This window comes from Staphylococcus sp. ZWU0021, from assembly GCF_000798895.1.
GTDB lineage: Bacteria > Bacillota > Bacilli > Staphylococcales > Staphylococcaceae > Staphylococcus > Staphylococcus saprophyticus.
Genome location: NZ_JTLN01000005.1, coordinates 339053 through 365286, shown reverse-complemented (window position 1 = coordinate 365286; position 26234 = coordinate 339053). Strand labels below are relative to the sequence as shown.

25 protein-coding genes are annotated in these 26234 nt (G+C 33.9%); 18 read left to right on the top strand and 7 right to left on the bottom strand.

Annotated features, from left to right (window positions below; genetic code table 11):
• Nucleotides 1–584 precede the first annotated feature (584 nt).
• The gene (locus L987_RS02425; protein ID WP_047502748.1) at nt 585–1004 is read right to left on the bottom strand and encodes a PPC domain-containing DNA-binding protein; all 420 of its coding nucleotides are present in this window, start codon (nt 1002–1004) and stop codon (nt 585–587) included.
• A gap of 197 nt (nt 1005–1201) precedes the next feature.
• Here L987_RS02425 and norA point away from each other — a divergent pair, with 197 nt between their 5' ends.
• The 11 genes from norA to L987_RS02370 all read left to right on the top strand — a co-directional run bounded on the left by norA (nt 1202) and on the right by L987_RS02370 (nt 14769).
• Nucleotides 1202–2362, top strand: a complete 1161-nt coding sequence (gene norA / locus L987_RS02420; RefSeq protein WP_011303676.1) for a multidrug efflux MFS transporter NorA — start codon at nt 1202–1204, stop codon at nt 2360–2362.
• A 321-nt stretch (nt 2363–2683) separates the two neighbouring features.
• Entirely contained in the window at nt 2684–3424 is a 741-nt protein-coding gene (locus L987_RS02415; protein WP_011303675.1) for a hypothetical protein, read from the top strand.
• Between the two features lie 368 nt (nt 3425–3792).
• On the top strand, nt 3793–4662 hold the full coding sequence (gene galU / locus L987_RS02410) for a UTP--glucose-1-phosphate uridylyltransferase GalU (protein ID WP_011303674.1): 870 nt from the start codon (nt 3793–3795) through the stop codon (nt 4660–4662).
• Between the two features lie 81 nt (nt 4663–4743).
• Nucleotides 4744–5223, top strand: coding sequence for a Cys-tRNA(Pro) deacylase (gene ybaK / locus L987_RS02405; protein ID WP_011303673.1), 480 nt, complete (start codon nt 4744–4746; stop codon nt 5221–5223).
• Between the two features lie 350 nt (nt 5224–5573).
• The gene (locus tag L987_RS02400) at nt 5574–6332 is read left to right on the top strand and encodes a DeoR/GlpR family DNA-binding transcription regulator (protein ID WP_011303672.1); all 759 of its coding nucleotides are present in this window, start codon (nt 5574–5576) and stop codon (nt 6330–6332) included.
• Nucleotides 6329–7252 carry a 1-phosphofructokinase gene (gene pfkB, locus L987_RS02395; RefSeq protein ID WP_047502744.1) on the top strand — a complete coding sequence of 308 codons (924 nt, stop codon included), beginning with the start codon at nt 6329–6331 and terminating at the stop codon, nt 7250–7252. Before L987_RS02400 ends, pfkB begins: the two co-directional genes overlap by 4 nt.
• Nucleotide 7253: 1 nt before the next feature.
• Complete coding sequence (locus L987_RS02390) at nt 7254–9197, top strand: PTS fructose transporter subunit IIABC (protein WP_011303670.1); 1944 nt, start codon at nt 7254–7256, stop codon at nt 9195–9197.
• Between the two features lie 197 nt (nt 9198–9394).
• On the top strand, nt 9395–10561 hold the full coding sequence (nagA, locus tag L987_RS02385; RefSeq protein ID WP_047502741.1) for an N-acetylglucosamine-6-phosphate deacetylase: 1167 nt from the start codon (nt 9395–9397) through the stop codon (nt 10559–10561).
• Nucleotides 10562–10853: 292 nt separating this feature from the next.
• A complete protein-coding gene (locus L987_RS02380; RefSeq protein ID WP_047502739.1) occupies nt 10854–12203 on the top strand; it encodes a hemolysin family protein in 1350 nt (449 codons plus the stop codon).
• A gap of 170 nt (nt 12204–12373) precedes the next feature.
• Complete coding sequence (locus L987_RS02375; RefSeq protein ID WP_002483956.1) at nt 12374–13213, top strand: aldo/keto reductase; 840 nt, start codon at nt 12374–12376, stop codon at nt 13211–13213.
• A gap of 494 nt (nt 13214–13707) precedes the next feature.
• The gene (locus L987_RS02370) at nt 13708–14769 is read left to right on the top strand and encodes a glycosyltransferase family 2 protein (protein ID WP_011303667.1); all 1062 of its coding nucleotides are present in this window, start codon (nt 13708–13710) and stop codon (nt 14767–14769) included.
• A 217-nt stretch (nt 14770–14986) separates the two neighbouring features.
• Here the strand turns inward: L987_RS02370 and L987_RS02365 are convergent, their stop codons facing one another.
• The 5 genes from L987_RS02365 to queC form a co-directional block, all read right to left on the bottom strand.
• Nucleotides 14987–15238, bottom strand: a complete 252-nt coding sequence (locus L987_RS02365) for a GlsB/YeaQ/YmgE family stress response membrane protein (protein ID WP_002483954.1) — start codon at nt 15236–15238, stop codon at nt 14987–14989.
• Nucleotides 15239–15306: 68 nt separating this feature from the next.
• Nucleotides 15307–15900 carry a hypothetical protein gene (locus L987_RS02360; protein WP_011303666.1) on the bottom strand — a complete coding sequence of 198 codons (594 nt, stop codon included), beginning with the start codon at nt 15898–15900 and terminating at the stop codon, nt 15307–15309.
• Between the two features lie 240 nt (nt 15901–16140).
• Complete coding sequence (gene queE / locus L987_RS02355; protein WP_002483952.1) at nt 16141–16857, bottom strand: 7-carboxy-7-deazaguanine synthase QueE; 717 nt, start codon at nt 16855–16857, stop codon at nt 16141–16143.
• A complete protein-coding gene (gene queD / locus L987_RS02350; protein WP_011303665.1) occupies nt 16850–17275 on the bottom strand; it encodes a 6-carboxytetrahydropterin synthase QueD in 426 nt (141 codons plus the stop codon). Before queD ends, queE begins: the two co-directional genes overlap by 8 nt.
• A 1-nt stretch (nt 17276) precedes the next feature.
• Nucleotides 17277–17948 (bottom strand): 7-cyano-7-deazaguanine synthase QueC, encoded by a 672-nt coding sequence (gene queC / locus L987_RS02345; protein ID WP_002483950.1) that lies wholly within the window; start codon nt 17946–17948, stop codon nt 17277–17279.
• A 255-nt stretch (nt 17949–18203) separates the two neighbouring features.
• Here queC and L987_RS02340 point away from each other — a divergent pair, with 255 nt between their 5' ends.
• The 7 genes from L987_RS02340 to ltaS all read left to right on the top strand — a co-directional run bounded on the left by L987_RS02340 (nt 18204) and on the right by ltaS (nt 25179).
• Complete coding sequence (locus tag L987_RS02340) at nt 18204–18797, top strand: anthranilate synthase component II (protein WP_011303664.1); 594 nt, start codon at nt 18204–18206, stop codon at nt 18795–18797.
• Entirely contained in the window at nt 18781–19923 is a 1143-nt protein-coding gene (gene pabB, locus L987_RS02335; protein ID WP_011303663.1) for an aminodeoxychorismate synthase component I, read from the top strand. Before L987_RS02340 ends, pabB begins: the two co-directional genes overlap by 17 nt.
• Nucleotides 19923–20531, top strand: a complete 609-nt coding sequence (locus L987_RS02330) for an aminotransferase class IV (protein WP_011303662.1) — start codon at nt 19923–19925, stop codon at nt 20529–20531. The genes pabB and L987_RS02330 overlap by 1 nt, the downstream gene beginning before the upstream one ends.
• A 110-nt stretch (nt 20532–20641) precedes the next feature.
• Nucleotides 20642–20848 carry a hypothetical protein gene (locus L987_RS14010; protein ID WP_011303661.1) on the top strand — a complete coding sequence of 69 codons (207 nt, stop codon included), beginning with the start codon at nt 20642–20644 and terminating at the stop codon, nt 20846–20848.
• 22 nt (nt 20849–20870) lie between these two features.
• Nucleotides 20871–21578, top strand: a complete 708-nt coding sequence (gene pxpB / locus L987_RS02325; protein ID WP_011303660.1) for a 5-oxoprolinase subunit PxpB — start codon at nt 20871–20873, stop codon at nt 21576–21578.
• Entirely contained in the window at nt 21566–22570 is a 1005-nt protein-coding gene (locus L987_RS02320) for a biotin-dependent carboxyltransferase family protein (RefSeq protein ID WP_002483945.1), read from the top strand. Before pxpB ends, L987_RS02320 begins: the two co-directional genes overlap by 13 nt.
• Before the next feature lie 668 nt (nt 22571–23238).
• Nucleotides 23239–25179, top strand: coding sequence for a polyglycerol-phosphate lipoteichoic acid synthase LtaS (gene ltaS, locus L987_RS02315; RefSeq protein WP_047502736.1), 1941 nt, complete (start codon nt 23239–23241; stop codon nt 25177–25179).
• A 219-nt stretch (nt 25180–25398) separates the two neighbouring features.
• Here the strand turns inward: ltaS and L987_RS02310 are convergent, their stop codons facing one another.
• Entirely contained in the window at nt 25399–26217 is an 819-nt protein-coding gene (locus L987_RS02310) for a ZIP family metal transporter (protein ID WP_011303658.1), read from the bottom strand.
• Nucleotides 26218–26234 lie beyond the last annotated feature (17 nt).

Here is a 26234-nt window from a genome sequence, read left to right as displayed (position 1 = left end):
ATTATATACAATAATAAATATATCTCTACCTTAAATCGCATAACTTAAGAGAGATGTTAGTTCAATTTGTTGAAATACAAGACTACATGATACATTTTTTGAAAATAAAATTCAACGAAAGTACAAGTTGGATTCATAAAGATAAAATGTATAATTAAATAGTTGGAGAATGAATTCATATAAATTAATTAAACACCATAACATAGCAACTTATGACACGGTTGGATTAAAGCAGTAACGGTTAAATGCTAAATCATGTTTAAATCATATCCCAAATCATCATATTATATATTATAAAAGTAAAGTGAATTTTAATATTAACAAGATCTAAGTCAATAGAGGAGCACATTGCGTATTTTCTGAATTTACACTTTTAAGTGAATTTATGTAAAATAAATGGAAATACAGTTTATAAAAATACGTGTAGTTCAGACAACTACTCCTTAATGGATAAAAGAGTCTGAGGCAGCTATTTATGTCTCAGACTCAAATTAAGCATAATGAATAGTTGCGTATAGCACTTACATTCTTATTGGGTTGCATAGTTAGTGAATGATTTAAAAATAAAGGTAAGCACATTTTATTTATAAATCTAACAGATTCAAACCAATGGTTTCATTGTGTTTACGATTGATGTCTAGATTAGTCATTGTAATGATAATTTCAGCAGTTGCAGATACAACGGCTTTTGTTAAATGACCACTAAGTGTTTCATATTGATTGGTTCCAAATGTTGCGTGTAAATGTGCAAAGGGCTGTTCATCAATATGAGAAATGTTGCCCATTAAACCGATTAATTCAAATGGTTCATCAATTAATTTCTTCTCATATGTTTGTGTTTCTAGATTATAAAAGTTGAGCTCTGCGCTTGAACAAGCGCCAATACCACTGACTGTGCCAAACTTACCATTTTGTTCTCTAGCAATATCAGTTACAGCTTCTACAATATCTTCACCCTGTTCCAATACTAAAACAATCGTTTTGCCGTCTACTTGATAAATCATAAGAAACCTCCGTTCTGAAAATGGATTACACCACTATTATACAAGTTCTTATTAAGAGTTTGTATAATAGTGTTTATAGTAAATATTTTTTATTGTCATTTGCTATAGAACTGTTATAGAATGTTGTAATATTAAGGTTTTATCAATGTTATAAATAGCCAGCAATTTATATATTAAAAAAGAATGGAGTGAGAAACGTGAATAAGCAATTTATTATATTATATTTTAATATTTTTCTTGTCTTTTTAGGTATTGGTTTAGTTGTTCCGGTATTACCGGTTTATTTGAAAGACTTAGGCTTAAAAGGTAGTGACTTAGGTATACTCGTTGCTGTCTTTGCTTTAGCACAAATGATTATTTCACCATTTGGTGGTACGCTGGCAGATAAATTAGGTAAAAAACTGATTATTTGTATAGGTTTGGGTCTTTTTGCTATTTCAGAATTCTTATTCGCTGCAAGTCATACGTTCTCACTTTTAATCGTTTCTAGAATACTAGGTGGATTTAGTGCTGGTATGGTTATGCCGGGGGTAACAGGAATGATTGCTGATATTTCTGTAGGTAGAGATAAAGCGAAAAATTTCGGCTATATGTCAGCAATTATTAATTCGGGATTCATTTTAGGACCAGGGATGGGTGGATTTCTAGCAGAATTTTCACATAGATTACCGTTTTATGTGGCTGGTTTTAGTGGATGTGTGGCATTAATCTTATCGATTGCATTAATCAAAAATCCAAAGAACAGTACGCAAGATGGTTTCACTCAATATCAACCAGAATTACTATCAAAAATTAATTGGAAAGTATTTCTGACACCAATTATCTTGACACTTGTACTCGCTTTTGGCCTATCTGCTTTTGAAACGCTATTCCCATTATACACAGCAGATAAAGCACACTATTCACCATTAGATATTTCATTCGCGATTACTGGTGGTGGGATAGCCGGCGCAATATTCCAAGTGTTTTTCTTTGATAAATTCATGAAACATTTCAAAGAGTTAACATTTATCACTTATGCATTACTTTATTCTGCTATCATTTTATTGGCACTGACATTTGTTCATAGCTATTGGTCAATTATGATTATTAGTTTCATCGTGTTTATCGGATTCGATATGATCCGACCAGCGATTACAAACTATTTTTCTAATATTGCTGGAAATCGACAAGGTTTCGCAGGTGGGCTGAATTCTACATTTACCAGTATGGGCAACTTTATCGGGCCTCTTGTAGCAGGCACATTATATGATATCAATTTCGAATTTCCCTTATATATGTCAGTATTAGTAATGGTATTAGGTATGTTCGTTATATTTATAGAAAAAATGATTAGATCACGCTTCAGTAATATTTAAATTTTAAACAAGAACAAGTTGAATATGCAGATGTACCCTTCAGAGTTGACGTTAAAAAGTGGAAACTGTGAAGGGTTTATTTATGTAAAAAGGGGATAGTGAATGACTGTTTTCAGAAATAAATCATTTAAGTGTTTATGTCATAAGGCTAATACTAAAAACTGAAAACGAATATGACACTTGTATTAAATAAGCTAGACTTACGTAATATTCATGTAACAAAGATTACATTTGTTTTAAATTGTGTTCTATTTAAGTGTTTATAGAATAATCTGTGCTAACATGATAAGAAAAGTAATAAATGTAAGTAAGGGGATGAACTTGAAAAATTTAATGTTAACGATTATGGCGTTCCTTCTTGCTTGCTGTTTAGGTTTTCTTCTTTTTATAGCTACAAACCAACAAGCGCTTGCAAAAGTACATGAAACGATTTCTAGTATTTCAGTTGGAGAACAAAATGCTGAAGCTAAGGACAAAGCAAAACAAAAAGATAAGAATTCAATTAAGGCAGCGATGAAAGAAGAAAAAAATGAAGCGCCATATAATACAACAAACTATCAACCTATTGCCAAATTAACGACGCACGATTTAAAAGAGAACGAAACGGGACAAGCGAACTTACCGCAATTTTCTAAAGCACTAAATAAAGCACAGACGCTTGTGAATCATGACAATCATAAATCTAATCCATATAACGATTATGGTATCGATAGCACTTGCCAAGGTGTATATTATTATATTTTTACATTTAAAAATGAAGCAAAACCAAATACGTATTACAGAGTAACTGTAAGTGAAGACAATCAAGCGAGTATATTTGATAAATCGTATGTAGTGAATGACAATCAATCACCGTTACATTCGAGTATCTCTCCTCAAGAATCTGAAGTGATTGCACAAAAGCATGCTGTAGATAACCTAGGGGAAAATGTCGTTTTGAAAAAGGTTAAAGAATCTAAGGACGGCATGTACTATACTTTTCATGAATATAAAACACAAAGAGATTATAAAGTTGTTGTTAGTAAATCCGGGGATGTTATACAGCAACCTTCATTAAATTAAATATAGAAGTCTGGGACAAATATATATCTCAGGCTTTTTTCATTTAGGCAGTAGATGACTGAATTGAAAATGTAAAGTCCCACTTCTTTAAAGAACTACTTTTTTAATTTATGAAAATTAGTAGTTCTTATGCATGTGCTTTAGCTCAAGTAAACCATTACCATAGTCACCCTTGTCTTGTTTACATAGGTAGGACTACGAATTCTCAATTAAAAAATTTGTTTTCTGTCTCACTTCCTTCTATATTAGGGAAATCAGTATAAAGACACTCATATCAATGTTATGATGATAGTAATGAATAAAAAATAAATTGGATAGTTTATTTTCTGGTAGTAGTCATAAATATTAATAGGAAAAGGATGAGCGTTTTGAGAAAAATAAAGAAAGCAATCATACCAGCTGCTGGATTGGGTACACGTTTTTTACCAGCTACGAAAGCGATGCCCAAAGAGATGTTGCCTATTTTAGATAAACCTACGATTCAATACATAGTAGAAGAAGCGGCACGAGCAGGCATCGAAGATATTATTATAGTGACAGGTAAACACAAACGTGCCATTGAAGATCATTTTGATAATCAAAAGGAATTAGAAATGATTCTTCAGGAAAAAGGTAAAACAGATTTATTAGAAAAAGTTAAATATTCTACAGAACTTGCAAACATTTTTTATGTTCGACAAAAAGAACAAAAAGGACTAGGTCATGCAATATATTCGGCAAGACAATTTATTGGTGATGAACCATTTGCTGTCTTATTAGGTGATGACATCGTTGAATCAGATAATCCAGCTATTAAGCAACTGATTGAAGCTTATGAAGAAACTGGGAAATCTGTCATCGGTGTTCAAGAGGTGGATGAAGCACAAACACATCGTTATGGTATTATTGATCCACTACAAAAGTTTGGTAGAAAATATGAAGTGAATGAATTTGTAGAAAAACCAAAACAAGGCACTGCGCCTTCTAATTTAGCTATTATGGGGCGTTATGTTCTAACGCCTGATATTTTTGATTACTTAGCTACGCAAGGCGAGGGTGCAGGCGGAGAAATTCAACTCACTGATGCCATAGAACGCTTGAACAGAGCAGATCAAGTCTATGCATATGATTTTGAGGGCGACCGTTATGATGTTGGTGAAAAATTAGGTTTTGTAAAAACGACGATAGAGTACGCTTTAAAAGATGAATCAATGCATGATGAGTTAGTTGAGTTTATAAAAAAACTGAAGCTAAATTAAATGACGATGAATTTAAAAAAGCATTAGCTAAAAAGTTTAATGTAATGACGTCTTTTTAAAAGTCATATGGAGTGATTGATAATGAAGCAAAAGAAAACCAATGCAATGAGAATGCTTGACCGAAGTAAAATACCGTATGAAGTTAATACTTATGAAGTTTCAGAAATACATATGGATGGCGAAAGTGTAGCTGAAAAGGTAGGCGTGGATCCCGGTCTTGTATATAAAACCCTTGTACTTGAGAATACAAATCACGCTCATTTTGTGTTTGTTATTCCAGTTCGCGAATCTTTAGATATGAAAGCGGCAGCGCACGCGGTGGGAGAGAAGAAACTGCATTTAATGCCACTTGATGATTTGAAAAAAGTTACTGGATATATCAGGGGTGGTTGCTCACCTATTGGTATGAAACGCGCATTTCCAACGATAATAGATCAACAAGCAATGGACATCGATACCCTTTATGTAAGTGGTGGTGAACGTGGCACACAGATTAAAATAGATGTTAGAGACTTAATTAATGTGACGAAGGCAAAGGTCGTCGAAGTCATACATAAATAAAAGCATGTAATAACAAAGGGGCAGACAGGAATCTGATTATATATAGATTGCTGTCTGTCATTTTTTGTATATAAGTATTTAAGATAACTCAATTTGCAACCACATGATGAACTACAAACGAGTATTAGGTTTTAGATGAGCAAATAGCATGTTTGTTCATATTATACAAACGATAAAAGATTAAGTTTGCGATGATAAAAATTAACGTAGTGCTTTATTTGCTAATAACTAAAAATGACAATTAATAGAACTTTTAAGGTTGTATATGACTGTTTTTGATTGTTTTTGACGAAAAATGATTGAAAAAAGAAAGCGTAAACATTATAATGACATTGAGATGAGGTGAAGCGATGATAACGGAAAAACGCCATGAACTAATTTTGACTGAATTGTCAAAACAAGATTTTTTAACTTTACAAGAATTAATTGAACGCACAGGTTGTAGTGCTTCAACAATTCGGCGTGATTTATCAAAATTGCAGAAATTCGGGAAACTCAAAAGAGTACATGGAGGTGCAACGCTAAATCAATCATCTGCATTAGAACCTAACTTGGCGGATAAAAGAAGTACCAATTTAAGGGAGAAACAAGAAATTGGTAGGCTGGCAGCAAGTCAAATTGAAAATCGAGATTGTGTGTTTTTAGATGCCGGTTCAACAACATTGGAAATGATTCCTTATATCAAAGCGAGTGACATTATTGTTGTTACAAACGGCCTAACACATGTTGAAGAACTATTAAAACATGGCATCAGAACACTGATTATCGGTGGGGAAGTCAAATCTACAACATTTGCAACCGTTGGTGCGAGCGCTTTAGAAACATTGCGTCGTTATCGATTTGATAAAGTGTTTTTAGGAATGAATGGTATTGATTTGAAATATGGTTTGACGACACCAGATGAACAAGAAGCAATTATAAAGCATCATGCCATGCAATTAGGCACACAAGTTTATGTATTGATAGACCACGATAAATACGAAAAAGTTTATTTTGCACATGTACCTTTAGAAGAAGGGGTTTCAATCATTACTTCCAAAAAGGCACAATCACTTAAACAATTTCATCTGTTTGCTGGTCAATATAATTTTATTGGAGGCACATTATGATTTATACGGTAACTTTTAATCCTTCTATTGACTACATTATGTTCGCAAATGATTTTGAACTTAATGGATTAAATCGCGCCATGGAAACATATAAATTTGCAGGCGGTAAAGGCATTAATGTATCAAGAGTGCTTAAAACACTTGATGTATCATCAACGGCACTTGGATTTGCGGGTGGTTTTCCTGGTCAATTTATCGCAGAAACATTAGCTAAATCAGATATAGGTACGAACTTTGTACAAGTTAATGAAGATACAAGAATTAATGTTAAATTAAAAACTGGGAAAGAAACAGAAATTAATGCACCTGGACCGCAAATAACAGATGAACAGTTCGAAACATTGTTAACACAAATTAAAAAAACCACAAAAGAGGATACGGTTATAGTTGCTGGGAGCATTCCGAAAAGTGTACCGAATGATGCATATGAACAAATTGCTCAAATCACTAATGCAACGGGAGCCAAACTAGTGGTTGATGCAGAAAAAGATTTAGTTGAATCGGTATTAGGGTATCATCCTTTATTTATTAAACCGAATAAAGACGAGTTAGAAGTGATGTTCAACACTACGATTGAGACTGATCAAGATGTAATCAAGTATGCGACTGAAATATTAACAAGGGGTGCGCAATCGGTCATTATCTCGTTAGGCGGTGAAGGCGCAGTTTATGTCGATGCACAACAGAGCTTTAAAGCCATTGTGCCTAACGGTCACGTAGTTAATACAGTAGGATCAGGAGATAGTACGGTTGCTGGTATGGTTGCCGGTCTTGAGGCTGGATTGCCAATTAAAGAAGCATTTAAACAAGCAGTGTCTGCTGGAACCGCTACAGCATTTAACGAGGATTTGGCTACAGCAACTGCGATTGAAGATATTAAAAAGCAAGTCGTTATTACGACATTAGGTGGGAGTGAGTAATATGAGAATTACTGAGTTATTAACAAAAGATACAATTGCTATGGATTTATCAGCTTCAGACAAAAATGGTGTTATCGATGAATTAGTCAATCAGCTGAATCAGGCAGGTAAATTGAATGATTTAACAAGTTTTAAAGAAGCGATTCATAATCGTGAATCCCAAAGTACAACAGGTATTGGTGAAGGTATAGCGATTCCACATGCTAAAGTAGCTGCAGTTAATACACCTGCAATCGCATTTGGTAAGTCTAAAATAGGTGTGGATTATCAAAGTTTAGATATGCAACCAGCACATTTATTCTTTATGATTGCAGCACCTGAAGGCGGTGCTCAAACACATTTAGATGCTTTAGCTAAATTATCTGGAATTCTGATGGATGAAAATGTCAGAGCATCATTATTACATGCGGAGTCACCAGAAGAAGTCCTTAACATTATCGATAAAGCTGATGATGAAGCAACGGAAGAAGAAGCCGCAGAAGCACAAGGCACGCCTGCTTCAACTACGGATTCAAACGAGCCATACATTTTAGCTGTAACAGCGTGTCCAACCGGTATCGCGCATACGTATATGGCACGTGATGCTTTGAAAAAACAAGCTGAAAAAATGAACGTTAAAATAAAAGTAGAAACAAATGGCTCAGGTGGTATTAAGAATCACCTGACTGACGAGGATATCCAAAACGCAACAGGTGTCATCGTAGCAGCGGATGTACATGTTGAAACAGATCGTTTTGATGGTAAAAATGTCGTGGAAGTACCTGTAGCAGATGGGATTAAACGTCCAGAAGAATTAATTCATTTAGCGCAAGATACTTCGCGTAAACCATTTGTAGCTAAAGGTGGTAATACGGGAAATAAAGGCGCAGCAAGTAATGAAAAACAAGGTGTAGGTAACACAATATATAAACACTTGATGAATGGTGTTTCTAATATGTTACCACTTGTTATTGCTGGTGGTATCTTAATGGCGATTGCTTTCTTATTTGGCGCAAATTCATTTGATCCAAAGAGTTCTGAATACAATGCCTTTGCTGAGCAATTGTGGAATATAGGTAACAAGAGTGCATTCATGTTTATTATTCCTATTCTTGCCGGTTACATTGCACGTAGTATTGCGGATAAACCAGGTTTTGCATCAGGACTTGTAGGTGGTTTGCTTGCTAGTACAGGAGATTCTGGATTTATCGGTGGTATCATTGCAGGTTTCTTAGCAGGTTACTTAACATTAGGCATTAAGAAATTAACAAGTGGTATGCCACAATCATTAGAAGGATTGAAACCAACGTTAATATTCCCAGTACTGTCTGTGTCTATTACTGGTTTGCTTATGATTTATGTGATTAATCCACCAGCTTCTTGGTTGAATAATACATTATTGAATGGTTTACAAAGTTTATCTGGCACGAATATTATGTTACTCGGATTAGTCGTCGGTGCAATGATGGCAATTGATATGGGAGGACCGTTTAATAAAGCGGCCTATGTGTTCTCAGTAGCTGCATTAACAGAAGGAAATGCAGCACCTATCACGGCAGCAATGATTGGAGGTATGGTGCCACCACTTGCTATTGCGACAGCGATGTTAATCTTCCGTAAAAAATTCACCAAAGAACAAAAAGGTTCTATTGTACCAAACTATGTAATGGGCTTGTCCTTTATTACAGAGGGTGCCATTCCGTTTGCAGCCGCTGACCCACTTAGAGTTATCCCATCAATGATGGTTGGCTCAGGTGTAGCCGGTGCCATTGCATTAGGCCTAGGCTCTTCAATTCAAGCACCACATGGTGGAATTATCGTCATCTTAGGTACGGACTTTAGTCATGTGTTGCAATCACTTATCGCAATAATTGTTGGCGCTATCGTGGCAGCAATCATTTATGGTTTATTAAAACCAAAATTAACGCAAGATGAAATACAATCTTCAGAAGCTATGAATGAGTAAAGTAGATTTATCGTAATAGCTTAGATTAAAAAAGTCAGAAACGTCTCATGTCATGAGTGCGATTTCTGGCTTTTTTGTTTTATGAATTTTAGGATTAAAAACTTTTGAATATAATATTGGCACTTGATTTGGTAAAATGTGAATAAAGACTGCAATAAAGATGCATAGAGTAAATAAACTTAAAGAAGGTTGAAAAAATGAGCGAATATGTTATTGAAAATGGACGGATTTATACTGAGACAGAGACAATAGAGCGAGGCTACCTCGTTATTAACAATGAGAAAATAACTGAAATTAAATCGGGAGACTATCACGGAGATTTAACAACAATTGATGCGCAAGGACAACATATTATACCTGGATTTATAGATATTCATATGCATGGTGGATATGGGGAAGATGCTATGGATGCTTCTTATGATGGGTTGAAACATTTATCTGAATCACTATTGTCAGAAGGAACTACGAGTTATCTAGCGACGACAATGACGCAATCTGATGAAAACATCACGAAAGCATTAGAAAATATAGTGAATTACCAAAAAGCGCAAGATCAATACAATGCAGCAACTATTGTCGGTGTACATTTAGAAGGACCGTTTATATCTGAACATAAAGTAGGCGCACAAAATCCAGCTTATGTTCAAAGACCTACTGTCGCAAAAGTTGAACAATTTCAAACCACAGCTAATAATCAAATAAAAGTAATTACCTTTGCACCAGAAGTTGAAGGTGCGCATGAAACACTAGAGGCATTACATAAAGAGATTCAATTTTCAATTGGACATACAGTCGCTACTTTTGATGAGGTAAATGGTGCTGTTGCACATGGTGCCAAACATGTTACACATCTTTATAATGCAGGAACATCATTTGAACACCGAGAGCCAGGGGTCTTTGGTGCTGCTTGGTTGAATGATCAATTAAGTACGGAATTGATTGTTGATGGTATTCACTCACATCCTGCAGCCGTTAAAATTGCCTATAAACAAAAAGGGAATGCGCGCTTCTTTTTAATCACAGATGCTATGAGAGCTAAAGGCATGCCTGATGGAGAATATGATTTAGGTGGGCAAAATGTAATTGTTAAAGGGTCCGAGGCGCGTTTAGCTTCTGGCGCATTAGCGGGAAGTATATTGAAAATGAATACCGGCTTGAAAAACTTAATCAACTTTACAGGTGATACATTAGATCATTTATGGCGTGTAACGAGTCTAAACCAAGCGATAGCTTTAAATATCGATACACAAACAGGCAGTTTGGAAATTGGGAAAGATGCAGATATTGTCATAGTCAATGACGATATCGACGTGCTAGCAACGATTAAATCTGGTAAGATTCACAAGTTTAAATCAGTACTTTAATGTAATAATAAATCTTTTTGAAAATTGATTTTAAGAATGGATTAATTACAAAAGTTGACTTAAGTTGTCATTTAGGTTTAAATGTTATGTTAGAATATTGATTTTTAAGCATGTAAATAACAAGAACTGTATTCATTATGATAAAATAAAAGAAATGCGTATTTTTAGGGAGGTGTCGCAATGGGGAGGATTTAGTATTCAACATAGTCATGCATAATAAAAAAAATACTTATGTTCGGTCACCTTTTGTGACACGAAATATGGAGGTGAATCCCTAGAAATAGGGAACTAATTGGAAACAGTGACCATAATGAATTTAGTAATATTTTTTCTTTTAATAGCATTAACAACGGTATTCGTAGGATCGGAATTTGCTTTAGTAAAAGTGCGTAGTACAAGAATCGATCAACTCGCTGCGGAAGGTAATGGTAGCGCACGCGTAGTTAAAAAAATGATAAAAAATCTAGACTATTACTTATCGGCATGTCAACTCGGTATAACAGTAACGTCATTAGGTTTAGGTTGGTTAGGTGAACCAACTTTCGACAAATTATTGCATCCATTATTTGAACTGATTCATTTACCAGATGCTTTAACTACTACAATTTCATTTATCGTATCCTTTATTATCGTGACATACTTGCACGTAGTATTGGGTGAGTTGGCACCGAAGACATTAGCGATTCAACATACTGAAAAATTAGCATTGTTATATTCAAGACCACTTTATTATTTTGGTGTCGTTATGAAACCATTAATTTGGTTAATGAATGGTTCAGCAAGGATGATTATTCGTATGTTCGGCGTTGACCCAGATGCGAATAACGATGCAATGTCAGAAGAAGAAATAAAAATCATAATTAATAATAGCTATAACGGTGGAGAAATCAATCAAACAGAATTAGCTTATATGCAAAATATTTTTTCATTCGATGAAAGACAGTCTAAAGATATCATGGTTCCCCGTACACAAATGATTACAATGAATGAGCCATTTAATGTAGACGAATTGTTAGAAACGATTAAAGAACATCAATTCACACGTTATCCAATCACAGCAGATGGAGATAAAGACCATGTGAAAGGCTTTATTAATGTTAAAGAATTTTTAACAGAATATGCTTCAGGTAAACAAATTAAAGTAAGTAACTACATTCATGATTTACCTATGATTTCAGAAACAACACGTATTAGTGATGCGCTGGTACGTATGCAGCGTGAACATGTTCATATTAGTTTGATAATTGATGAATATGGCGGTACTGCTGGTATCTTGACAATGGAAGATATATTAGAAGAAATTGTTGGTGAAATCCGTGATGAGTTTGACGATGATGAAGTCAATGATATTGTTAAAGTAACGGAAAATAGATACCAAATTAATGGTCGTGTGTTATTAGATGATTTAAACGATCAACTTGGCATTGAATTTGAGGATTCAGAAGATATAGATACCATTGGCGGTTGGTTACAAGCACATAATACCAATTTACAGCAAAATGATTATGTGGATACTGAATACGATAGATGGGTTATTTCAGAAATTGATAATCATCAAATTATCACAGTTATTTTAGAATTAGAACATAATAAAACAAGACCAACTATAGAAGAACTTGAAGAAGAAGAAGAAAACGATTAATCTAATTCCAGTTTCAGATGGAATAGTTATACGAAATCCTGACAAAGCATCAATGCTTTGTTGGGGTTTTTTGATTTTTATATATATGAAAAGATGATATAGTGTATTTTAATAACAGTATTGGTAATATGTGCAGGATTTAGAAGCATAAATGAAAAGGGGTTTGAATTATGTTAGAAGACGTATATTATTTAAACAACGGTTATCCTATGCCGAAAGTTGGATTAGGTGTCTATAAAATTACTGATGACGAAATGAATGTTTCAGTAGCAACAGCACTAGATGCTGGTTATCGTGCATTTGATACTGCCTATTTTTATAAAAATGAAATAGCCTTAGGCAATGCATTAAAAAAAGCTGACATTCCGCGTGAAGATTTATTTATCACATCAAAATTATGGAATGATTATCAGGGTTATGACCGTACAATTGAATTTTTTACTAAATCTATTGAAAATTTAGGTACTGATTACTTAGATTTATTTTTAATACATTGGCCATGTGAAGCAGATGACTTATTTATAGAAAGTTATAAAGCTATGGAGGCATTATATGAAGCGGGTAGAATACGTGCGATTGGTGTATGTAACTTTAAACAACACCATTTAGAGAAATTAATGAGTGAAACAGATATCGTGCCAGCTGTGAATCAAATTGAAGTACATCCTTACTTTAATCAACAAGAACTGCAAGCATACTGTGATAGTAAAGATATTGCTGTTACAGCGTGGATGCCGTTGATGAGAAATCGAGGTTTACTTGAACATGAAGTCATTTTAAAACTAGCAGAACGCTATGAGAAGACACCGGCTCAAATTGTGTTACGTTGGCACCTTGCACATAACCGACTTATTATTCCAAAATCAAAGACACCTGAACGTATTAAAGAAAATTATGATATCTTCGATTTTAATCTTGAGCTCACAGATATCGCAGAAATTGATGCAATGAATCGTGATGAAAGACAAGGTAAAGATCCAGATGAAGTACGCATCGGTACATTAAAATAAACGAAAGATGAGTCTGGGACATAAATAGTTGTCCCAGACTCTTTTTCGTTTAGGCAGTAGATGACTGAATTGAAAATACGCTTATATCAAGCTTTTTTCAATCCTAGTCATCCTTGCCGGGGTGGGACTACGAAATCTCTATTAAAAAATTTGATTTCTGTCCCACTCCCTTTATTTATTGTTGCAATGGTTATTGTTTTCAAATAATTCCAATAGTTGATAGACTTAATGTAACAATTTATATCTTTAATCATTTTAAATTTCAGTCAATATGATTAATTGAGTAAAAAATCGTTTTTACTGAGTTTATGAACATTAAATTGACATGAACGTGTTAATTTAAGCAAAGGCAGAAACTAAGCATATACATTAAGTTTTACCATTGAACATTAAGGCTATATAAAGATTGTGTAAATTTAATTGATTTAGATAGCATGATGTAGGTGGGAATTGATAAAGTAAAATTGAAGTAATTGAAATGAAGGTGTTTAGGTATGCAAATGAGAGTTATAGTACCTTGTTATAATGAAGGTGAAGTGATTTTAAAAACGTATGAAAAATTGACTGAGATTTTATCGAAAGATAGTCAGTACCATCACTATGACTACGATATATTATTTGTAGATGATGGTAGTAAAGACAAAACAATTAATTATATACAAGATATGGCTACAAAAGATCATCACGTGAAATTTATTTCATTTAGCCGAAACTTTGGTAAAGAATCTGCAATGATAGCTGGCTACCAACATAGTAAAGACTGTGATGGTGTGATTATGATAGATGCCGATTTACAACATCCGCCGGAACTCATCCCTCAGATGATTGAAGGTTATATGGACGGTTACGATCAAGTGATAGCTAAGCGTGATAGAATTGGTGAAAAGCAATCCAGAAAAGTAATGACTAAAATTTATTATAAATTAATTAATCATTTTGTTGAAGATATTAAACTAGAAGACGGTATTGGAGACTTTAGATTACTGAGTCAACGTGCTGTTATATCACTCACACAATTAGATGAATATAATCGTTTTTCAAAAGGATTATATGAGTGGATTGGTTATAATACCAAAGTGTTTACGTATGAAAATGTAGAGCGTGAAGATGGCGAATCAAAATGGTCATTTAGTAAATTATTAAATTACGGTATAGATGGCTTAATTTCTTTTAATAATAAACCATTACGGGCCATGATATATCTCGGGCTTATCGTGTTCTTTATTAGTTTACTTTATATAGGATACATTTCAGTCGGTATTATGATTCGTGGTGTGGAAACGCCAGGTTATTTCTCTACGATTGCCGCTATCTTATTACTCGGTGGGATACAGTTGATATCCATTGGTATTGTAGGCGAATATATTGGACGTATTTATTATGAAGTGAAACAACGTCCAAAATACATCGTCCAAGCAACGAACTTTAACTATGCGTGTGATAATAATAAACAAAATATAAATCAAGACATTAACCATGAAATCGAACGCAACGATCGACAACATGAAATGTCTGAAAAAAGTAAATCAGAAAAAGAATTAATTAAAAACAGATGAGTTACCTGTTAATTGTTAAGCGTATTGAAAGTTAGTGTGCGTAATGATTTTGCAACACACGCGATACAAGGTGGACACTTGATAAGTGGCTAGCTTGTATCGCTTTTTTATTTATATAAAGTGCAATTAGGACTAATAATATTATGATAAATGGTCTACAAAGACATAGAAAAAAAGCCAATTTCAATTATTCGAAATTGGCTTTTAAAAATTGCGATTATTTTTTACGTAATTTACCAAAAATAAATGATACAACTGCTACTAAGATAATTGTACCGATAAGTGCTGGGAACACAGCGATGCCACCTAAGTGCCAACCCCAATCTCCAAGTAGCCAAGAACCTAATGCTGAACCAACGATACCAGCAATAATATTACCTAAAATACCACCTGGAATATCTTTACCGACGATACCACCAGCAATCCAGCCGATTAAACCACCGACAATTAACATAAGAATAAAGCCCATAATGATTTACCTCCTTTAATAAAAACTTAATTAACTGTTATCATATACCACAAAATATAATATCTTAATCATTTATTAGAAAAAAATATATTCTGCCATAATAAAAACCCGATAAATAGTAAATGAATTATGATGAAAGCATACCAATAAGGTGTTAATAAGGTCATTATCGTAAAGGAAAGTATAATCAATAATTGCCCGACAAAGATAGGGCGCTTAATCCGATTCATAGGTTTAAGTTGTTCTTTTTCTTTTGGCTGAAAGGTACTATAAAATAGTAAAATTGCTCCAATAAGGAAAATAGCTGGCGCTAAATAAGGGATAGACATGTAATAAGAATCATGACTCGTACTATATGTAAGAATGAGTGAAGTACTCAAAATGATTGTGAGTACAACTGCGATAAATTTTTGGTCTGTTACCTTGAAAGCAGCTACTTTTCGGTCTAGATATAATTGTAATAATGTCCAAATTATTAGTTGACCACATGTATAAAATACGATGTAATCATATTCTCCAACTAGAAATATATTAATAATACTGTTGAGACAGATTGCTATTAGTATAGAGCTAAACTTTAGTTGTTTAAAATTCTGACGATATAAATCAATACCAAGTATGATGCATATCGCAGCGATATTTATAATGATATTAATCGGCATGATGCTCTCCTAACCTAGATACTTCATTGAAACATTATATCAATTAAGTTAAAGTTAATCATTTAATTTCGTGTCTTTAATTAAAAATTATCCAATATAGTTTGAATAAGAATAACTTGATATAAATGAATGAAATGATGTCTACAGTGATAATCCACTATATAATATTTGCATCACAAAAAAAGCGATTCGTTATATAGACAAAGAGCATTATACAACGGATCGCATTCAATACTCAATTTAAACACCTTTTTTGTTACTCCAAAGCAGTGTGTGTAATTGAGGTAATACATATACATTATTCATATCACTACTCACCATCACACGGTCTACCAATGTTTCATATAATGATAATAATTTTTCAGTGTGAGCTTCTACATGCTCGCCATCTAAATAGGGATTTCCGACCTGTAAATAGAAAGGCACAGTAGGATAACGATGATGAATCATCTTAGCGAATTGGTAGTCTTCGTCATCAAAGATTACAACTTTCAAGTTCAATGATTCCGGCACACATTGCTCGATGACTTCATCTAGAATAGGGAGATTAGGTTTCATTTTTGAACTTGGTGGTTTGGGGCTAATAGTTAAGTCATCAATTTGAGTCATCCATGGTTGGAATTTGCTACCTTGTGTTTCTAAAGCACTTTGAATCCCTTTGTCATCAAATAAATCTACTAATTGTTGAATGCCTTTAATTAAAGCAGGATTTCCACCAGATATAGTGACATGATTAAATGAATCGCCAGCAATATGATAAAGTTGGTCATATATTTCTTCAGCTGACATCATTCTAATATCTTCTTTAGCACTACCGTCCCAAGTGAAACTTGAATCGCACCAACTACAACGATAATCACACCCTGCTGTACGCACAAACATGGTCTTTCTACCTATCACGCGTCCTTCACCTTGAATAGTTGGGCCAAATATTTCTAAAACGGGTATTTTACTCATGTTTTGTCTCCTTTGGTCGATAAACAACATAACTGGTAGGCGTTTCTCTGACATAGACCTGTAAACATTTAGGTTGGTTGTCACGTTGATTCAACGAAGTTTGAACCATTTCATAAATAGTTTGGGCAACGATTTCGGTAGAAGGGCTTTTGCCTTCAAATTGCGGTAAATCATTAAGTAAATAATGATCAAATTGGCCATGAACCAATTGTTTCAATTCACTAAAATTCACTAAGAAACCATTGTGATCTAAAGTGTCACCAGCAATTGTTAAATTTACAAAGTATGTGTGACCATGTGTACGCATGCATTTTCCTGCATCCTCACTTGGTATGTAATGTGCGGCAGAAAAATTAAAGTCTTTATTTAGTTCGAAGCTATAGGGATGTTGTACGCTTGGATAATTTTGTTGGAACATATTAGTCCACTCCTTTTTCCGCTAGATAAGCATTTAAACCATTTGCTCTTAATTGACAAGCTGGACATTCTCCACAGCCATCTCCAATGACGCCGTTATAACAAGTTAACGTATTGTAACGGATATAATCTAAAACGCCTAAATCATCGCTTAAAGCCCATGTGGCTTTTTTATCTAACCACATTAATGGTGTATGAATGACGAAGTCTTTATCCATAGAAAGTGATAATGTGACATTCATTGATTTAACAAAGCTATCTCTACAGTCTGGATATCCTGAAAAGTCAGTTTCGCAAACGCCGGTAATAATATGTTTGGCATTGGTTTGGTAAGCTAATGCACCAGCAAATGAAAGGAATAATAAATTTCTTGCAGGTACAAAGGTATTTGGAATACCATCATCACCAACCTCGATGTCTAAGTCGTGTTGCGTTAATGCATTGGGTGTAAGTTGTGAAAGTAATGACATATCAAGTAGATGATGCTTCACACCTTGTTCATCTGCAATTTGCTTTGCGACTTCAATTTCGGTGTCATGTCTTTGGCCATATGCGAATGTGACAAGTTCTACCGACTCAAAATGTTTTTTTGCCCAAAATAAGCACGTCGTACTATCTTGACCACCACTAAATACGACGATGGCTTTGTTATTGTCTAATGTTTGTTCTGACATTTGTCTTGCACTCCTTAAAAATAGTCGAACTAACTGGTACAGGGTTTAGATAAGCGCATAAAAAAACGCCTATCTCTATAAAAAAGACAGACGTTGTACATGTGTCTAGTTTTTTATAGAGGGTATCAGCTAGGAACCTCTTTATATTCATTTATAACGTGATTCAGAATAATATATTTAAACTGTAAAATCAAGCTAATATTTGTGATAATAAGTATAACAGACTATTGAACATTTTTAAAAAGAGGCGACAACATGATATTAATTATTGATAATAAAGATTCGTTTACTTATAACATTGTAGACTATGTAAAACAAAGTTATCGTGGCTTAATCGAAGTGATAGACGTTACGTATTTAACAGTAAATAAAATATATGAGCTAGCACCTAAAGCAATTATTATTTCTCCGGGGCCAGGTGCGCCCAGAGATTATCCATTATTAAATGAGGTTATTAAAACATTCTCTGAAGCAATGCCCATACTAGGTGTTTGCCTTGGCTTCCAACAAATTGTGACTTATTTTGGTGGCGATATTATCAAAAGTGATAAACCGATTCATGGGCATACTACTCAAATTCGACATAGTGGCAAAGGTCTATTTCATCAATTACCGGAAACTTTTAAAGTTATGCGCTATCATTCTTTAAAAGCACATGCACAAACTTTTCCGAATACATTAGAAATTACTGCAATCAATGAAGACAATATTATTATGGGATTAGAACATAAAGTATTACCTATATATGGCGTTCAATATCATCCTGAATCAATCCTAAGTGAACATGGGTTAACACAAATACAAACATTTATAAATATAGTGGAGGCGTATCATGCAAATACACTTTAATTATCGTTATACATTAGATGAAGAAAATCATGAAATGCATCAATATTTACTCACACAGTGTACAGATAAAAAAGTAGCTCCGAACATTGAAACGGTTGGGGAAGTGATTTCTTTTGCAGAAGCTAAGCAAAAAGCAGGTTATTATGTTGCGCTTTATATAGCCTATGAAGCGGCACCGTATTTTAATTCTCAAATGTCTACAGTGAAAATTGAAGATGCGTATATATATGCAGCAGCTTATGCGTTTGATCAAGCTACGGATGCTGAAAAACAAAATGACAAACAACCACCGCAACAGAAATGTAATTTTAAATTTAAACACCCATCGTCTCAACTGGTAGAACATATTAAAATGATTCAATCGGCGATTATTGAAGGCAATACATATCAAGTAAACTACACAACACGTTTAACAGATCAAATACGACAACCCATTGCAGATTTATATTATACGTTATTACAACAAAATCATGGTTTTTATGCTGCACTTATAGACACAGAAGAAATACAAATTGCCTCTATGTCACCCGAATTATTTTTCCAACGAGGACCTTTTAAAAACAAAGCAGATGTACTATTAAGTAAACCAATGAAAGGGACAATCGCACGAGGTAAAACGAAAGCAGAAGACCAACTTAACCAAATGACACTGGCACAATCAGCAAAAGATAGAGCGGAGAACGTGATGATTGTAGATTTATTACGTAATGATATGAGTCGAATTGCAAAGACTGGAACCGTAAAGGTCTATAAACCTTTTCATATCGAAACGTATAGCACCGTTTTTCAAATGACTTCAATGGTAACAAGTGAACTTAGTAGCAAGACAGATTTAATAGATGTATTAACTGCTTTATTCCCATGTGGTTCAATTACCGGTGCACCTAAATTGAATACGATGCAATATATTAAAGATTTAGAACAGACACCGAGACATGCTTATTGTGGCACAATAGGCTTATTATTGCCGGAGGGTAAATCTATTTTCAATGTGCCAATTCGCACAATACAATACTTAAATGATGAAGCAATTTATGGAGTGGGTTCAGGGATTACTATTGATTCTATACCTGAAAATGAAGTGCAAGAATTTAAAGATAAAACAAAAATACTGGAGAGATTATAATGCAGCTATTTGAAACTTTGCGTATGGAAGCAGGTAAATTACCAAGATTGTCTTATCATAAAGCACGAATGGAGCGGTCAGCAGCACGATTAGGATTCAAGTTTGATGGTGATTTATGGCAAAATGAGATCAATACCATCATTGAAAAACATCCAGTAGGACATTTTAGAACGAAACTTATTCTAAATCCAGATGGCACAATGCAACATGTCGTTGCAGATTTATCAGATAAAAAGGCATTTACAGCAAAATTTCAACAATTACAAAATCATATACCTAGATCAGTAGTAATCAACAAAACAACGCAAAGAGACCACTTAGCGCACATGCATGAGACAGACCTTATACTACTTTATGATGAAAAGGGTAAAATATTAGAATTTGATATTGGGAATGTAGCTATTAAAGAAAATAATCAACTTTTTACACCTGTTTATGAAGCGGATTTTTTACTCGGTTGTAAGCGACAAGAGATGATCGACAATGGCGCATTGCTAGAAAAAAACTTTTATTTAAACGAATTAAAGGAAAAAGTTGCGCAAGGCAAGGTATCCCTTTTTCTGATAAATAGTTTGAGAGAGGTTGCCGACGTAGAAATTTATCTATAGAATATAAAAAGTATAAACATGGTGTAGTAAATAAAATCATAAAGTGGTTTAATCATGAATTGAGTAAATAAAATAAGGGCAAAATAACAGTAGAATGTGAGTGAAGCAAAATGATGATACTAGCTTGGATACTAGTAATTATTATAATTTCTGTCATTACCAAATGGGTAGTACATTTATTAACACAACGACAAAGCATTTACTTAACTAAGTTGGTCATTACGACATCATGTATCATTCAGTTTATTATTGTCTTTTTTTTGATGAAAGCAATCGTACATTATCTGGCACAAGCATTAGATGTATTTTATCGATAGTAACAAATTATGAGGTGAGCCTATGAAAATATATAGTCAAGGGGACCAAGCTATTGTGGTTTCTATAGAAAAAGAGGTCTCTAAAGATTTAACTGAAGATTTATTAGCTTTGAAAAAGTATTTAGCAGATAAACAATATCCATTTATTACTGAAATTGTGCCGACGGAATCAGATATGATGATTTGTTATGATGCACGTGACATGATCAAGCACCACCATATACAGTCTCCATTCTTATATATGAAAGCATTGATGCAAACTATACAATTAGAGATTAAACATGAAGACGCGCCCGCACCTTCAATAGAAATACCAGTTATTTATGGAGGAGAATATGGTCCGGATTTAGACGCTTTATTAGCACATTATAAATTGGACTTTGAAAAATTTGTAAAATTACATACGCAACCAACATATTTTGTTTCTATGATGGGCTATACACCAGGGTTCCCTTATTTGACTGGCATGTCTAAACGTTTATTCGTCAATCATACTGGAGGTAATAAAACCTTCATACCTGCAGGATCAGTTATTATCGAAGGCAAAAAGACGGGGATTACGACGACAGATACTTATGGTGACTGGTTAGTGATCGGTTATACACCTGTAAAATTATTTAATCCAGAATTAGAAGATTTCACCAAACTTAAGCTTGGTGATAATGTTGTATTTCAAGCAACGACAGAGGAATCGCTGGATTTAGGAGGCTTTGAACCATGTCAATCATAATAGAAGGCGAAGGGTTATTTTCTAGTTTTCAAGATTTTGGACGAAAAGGCTATGAACATGACGGTGTGATTCCAGGTGGTGCCTTAGATCCGCTTTCCCATGAAATAGCAAATAGATTAGTAGCCAATGATAAACATGAAGCTACATTGGAAATGACAAATAGAATGGCAAGCTTTCGTTTTACGGAGCCTACATTAATTGCTATGAGTGGTGGCAGCTTTAAAGCTGAGACAGCACATATGAAAGTCTTGCCAAACAAATTATATTTAATGGAAAAAGGTGACGTCCTAGCATTTACTGAAACGAAGCATACATCTCGGGTGTATTTGGCAATAGGTGGCGGTTTCGAGTTAGATGAATGGTTAGGTTCAACATCAACAGATTTTAAATCGAATATCGGTGGTTTCCATGGACGAAGTTTAAAAAAAGGTGACGAAATCAATATGAAACGTGATTATACCGAGCGTCATCATAAACTTTTTGAGAATTTAGAAGAAACACATCAAACTGACTGGGGAATTGATGGCTACGCATTGTCCTTTAATTATATGTCTGATGTGTTCCATGTTATTAAAAATAAAGGCACAGAAGACTTTGAACAAAAAGCATTAAGTCGATTTACATCTGGTGAATATAAAGTGACGAGTAAAGCGAACAGGGTCGGCATGTATGTAGAAGGTAAACCAGTAAAAGCTTTCTATGAAGATATGCCTGCGCATCAATCAGTACAAATTGGCACGATACAAGTTAAAAGAGATGGCACACCCATTATTTTACTGAACGATCATTATACACTGGGTAGTTACCCCCAAATTGGTACAATTGCAAGCTATCATTTAACTAAATTAGGACAAAAGCATCAAGGTACTAAATTGAAGTTCCAATTTATCGATGTAGAAAGCGCGGAGAAAAATTTAATTAAATACACAAATTGGTTGAATCAACTATTTCATGGTATTGAGTATCGTATGCAATTAGAAATGCTCAAATAACAGTGTTGAACTGAAATTGAACAATTAAACTTTAGTGAGCTGTAATCAACAAGTGTATCTTGTTGGATTGCAGTTTTTTTATTTATATCAGTATCTATCACTGGAGTGAAGATTAAATTATGATGACATACGACTCAAGCCTGATTAATATACATAATATGCAGCGTATAATTAAATGGCATATTAATAATTAATAACCAGTTAACATCGTTTTAATAAGCCGTTAACAAAGTATTTATTTAGTCCTTAAATACATAAAAAAGTGTGTTTTTACTTGATGTTCAACTGGATTTGCTTTATATTTATTAATTGAACTGTGTGCGTTTTGTTACGAATGCATTACAAATGATTGAAGTTTGTAAATGACTCGTAAAACACGACGTTAATTAAATCAATATAGTTTAAATATGCCAACTTAATGGATATTTAAAAAATTAAATTTAAAAAATGAAGTAATACACTGACTTTATTATTAATAAATTATAATCTGATTTGAAGATTTTAATAAATATTAGCCAGAAGTATCATCAACAAACCAAATAAGGACGCAGACTGAGTTAGAGATATCAACATCGCTAACAAGTTTATTGAAAAAAGTAACTTAGCCATTCTATACAAGGTTTGAATTGTATTCCAGCCATTATTAATCTATATCGGGGGATAAAAACATGAAATTGCACAAAAAGAAATTGACTCTTTTTGCGTTTTTTATTTTAACAGTATTAACTGTCACTTTAAAAACGTATTTTTCATACTATGTTGATTTTTCTTTAGGTGTTAAAGGATTAGTTCAAAACTTAATCTTATTAATGAATCCATACAGTTTAATCGCATTAGTACTAAGTATTTTCTTATTTTTCAAAGGTAAGAAAGCATTTTGGTTCATCTTTATTGGTGGCTTTATATTAACGTTCTTACTATATGCAAATGTTGTATACTTCAGATTCTTTTCTGATTTCTTAACATTTAGTACATTGAATCAAGTTGGGAATGTTGAATCTATGGGTGGTGCAGTGACGGCATCATTCAAATGGTATGATTTTGTATACTTTATTGATACAATCATTTACTTATTCGTTTTAATCTTTAAACAAAAATGGCTTGATAAGCGCGTGTTCAGTAAGAAATTTGTTCCAGTCGTGATGGCTGCTTCAATCGCATTATTCTTCTTGAACTTAGCGTTTGCTGAATCAGATCGTCCAGAATTATTAACGCGTACATTTGACCATAAATATTTAGTTAAGTACTTAGGACCATATAACTTCACTGTTTATGATGGTGTTAAAACAATACAAAATAATCAACAAAAAGCATTGGCAAACGAAGATGATTTAACAAAAGTATTGAATTACACAAAACAAAAGCAAACTGAGCCTAATAAAGAATATTTTGGTGCAGCTAAGAAGAAAAATATTATTAAAATTCACTTAGAAAGTTTCCAAACGTTCCTAATTAATAAAAAAGTGAACGGTGAAGAAGTAACGCCTTTCTTAAACAAACTTTCAACAGGTAATGAAGGCTATAGATACTATCCAAACTTCTATCATCAAACTGGTCAAGGTAAAACATCGGATTCAGAGTTTACAATGGATAACAGTTTATTCGGCTTACCTCAAGGGTCAGCGTATTCTCTAAAAGGTGATAATACTTACCAATCGTTACCTGCTATATTAGATCAACAACAAGGTTATACATCTAGTGTTATGCATGGTGACTACAAAACATTTTGGAACCGTGATCAAGTATACAAACACTTTGGTATAGATAAATTCTATGATGCGACATATTATGATATGTCTGAAGATAATATTGAAAACTTAGGTCTTAAAGATAAAGAGTTCTTTAAAGAATCTGCTGACTATTTAGCTAAAGAAAAACAACCGTTCTACAATCATTTAATTACGTTAACAAACCATTATCCATTTACAGTGTCTCCTGAAGACGCATCAATTGAAAAACCAAACACTGGTGACTCAACGGTAGATGGTTATATACAAACAGCAAGATATTTAGATGAATCATTAGAAGAATTTGTAAATGAATTGAAGAAAAAAGGTCTATATGACGACTCAGTTATTATGATTTACGGTGACCACTATGGTATCTCTGAAAATCATAACAAAGCGATGGAAAAATTATTAGGCGAAGATATTACGCCAGCTAAATTCAACGATTTAAACCGAACTGGTTTCTGGTTGAAGATTCCTGGTAAAGAAGGTACCGTTGATAAGACTTATGCAGGTCAAGCAGACGTAATGCCTACGATCTTACACTTAATGGGTATCGACACGAAAAATTATCTCATGATGGGTACAGATTTATTATCTAAAGATCACAATGACACAGTACCATTTAGAAATGGTGACTTTGTAACCAAAGACTATAAATATGTTAATGGCAGAATTTATGATAATAAGAATAATGAACCTATGACAGAAAAACCTAAAGACTTCGAAAAACGTAAACAACAATCTGAAAAAGATTTACAGATGAGTGATGACGTGCTTAACGGAGATTTATTGAGATTCTATGACAACCCAGATTTCGATAAGATTAAACCATCAGAGTATGAATATAAAACAGGTCCAAAAGGACAAGAGAAAAAATAATTTCATTAAAGCGCTCGAGACATCAAAGTCTCGGGCGCTTATTTTTATAACCTAATCGATAAGTACACGCATTGATTACGTATGGGGAATGCGTCACAATGTGCTAAAAATTTTATAAAAGAAAAAAACGTCAATTTCTATGTATAAAAAATAGAAATTGACGTTTTTTACTGGAAATCCTATAAAGTTTGAATAGGGTATGATCGTATGCCTTATCTCTTATCCTAGAGCTACATCAAGTATCATCATGATTATGAAACCAACCATTAAACTTAACGTTGCAAGATCAGTGTTATTACTGGCTTGGGAATCAGGGATTAGTTCTTCAACCACAACGAATATCATTGCACCTGCAGCAAATGCTAACGCATATGGTAGCATGGGTGTAATAATTAATACGGCTGCTGCACCAATCGTTGCAAATATAGGTTCAACGATTGCGGATGCTTGTCCATAATTAAAAGCTTTCCATCTTGAGGCTCCTGCAGCACGTATCGGCATAGATAGGGCAGCACCTTCAGGAATATTCTGAATACCAATACCAATTGCGAGTCCAAGTGCACCTAAAAATGTCGCTTGTCCATTACCAGATACAATACCGCCAAATGCGACACCGATTGATAGGCCTTCAGGAATGTTATGGAGTGTAATAGCTAAAACAAGTAACGTGTTTTTATTGAGTTTTTTAGTACCTACACCTTCGTGGTATTGGTTTGTGTCTTGGGTGTTAGGGTGTATATGTGGGATGACTAAATCTAATCCACGAATGAAAAGACCGCCCAATAGAAAACCGATAGCAGCGGGTAACCATGGTACTGATGAACCTTCGCCATAGTCAATAGCCGGTTGTAAAAGAGACCAAAAACTTGCTGCAATCATTATACCTGCAGCAAACCCTTGCATAGAATTTAATATTTTGTCGTTTACTCTTTTAAAAATAAAGACCGCTGCTGCTCCTAATGCAGTTAGTAGCCAAGTGATAATACCTGCTATTAATGCTTGGATATAAGGAGGTAAGTTTTGGAAATTTTCCGACATAAGCTTCGCTCCTTTGT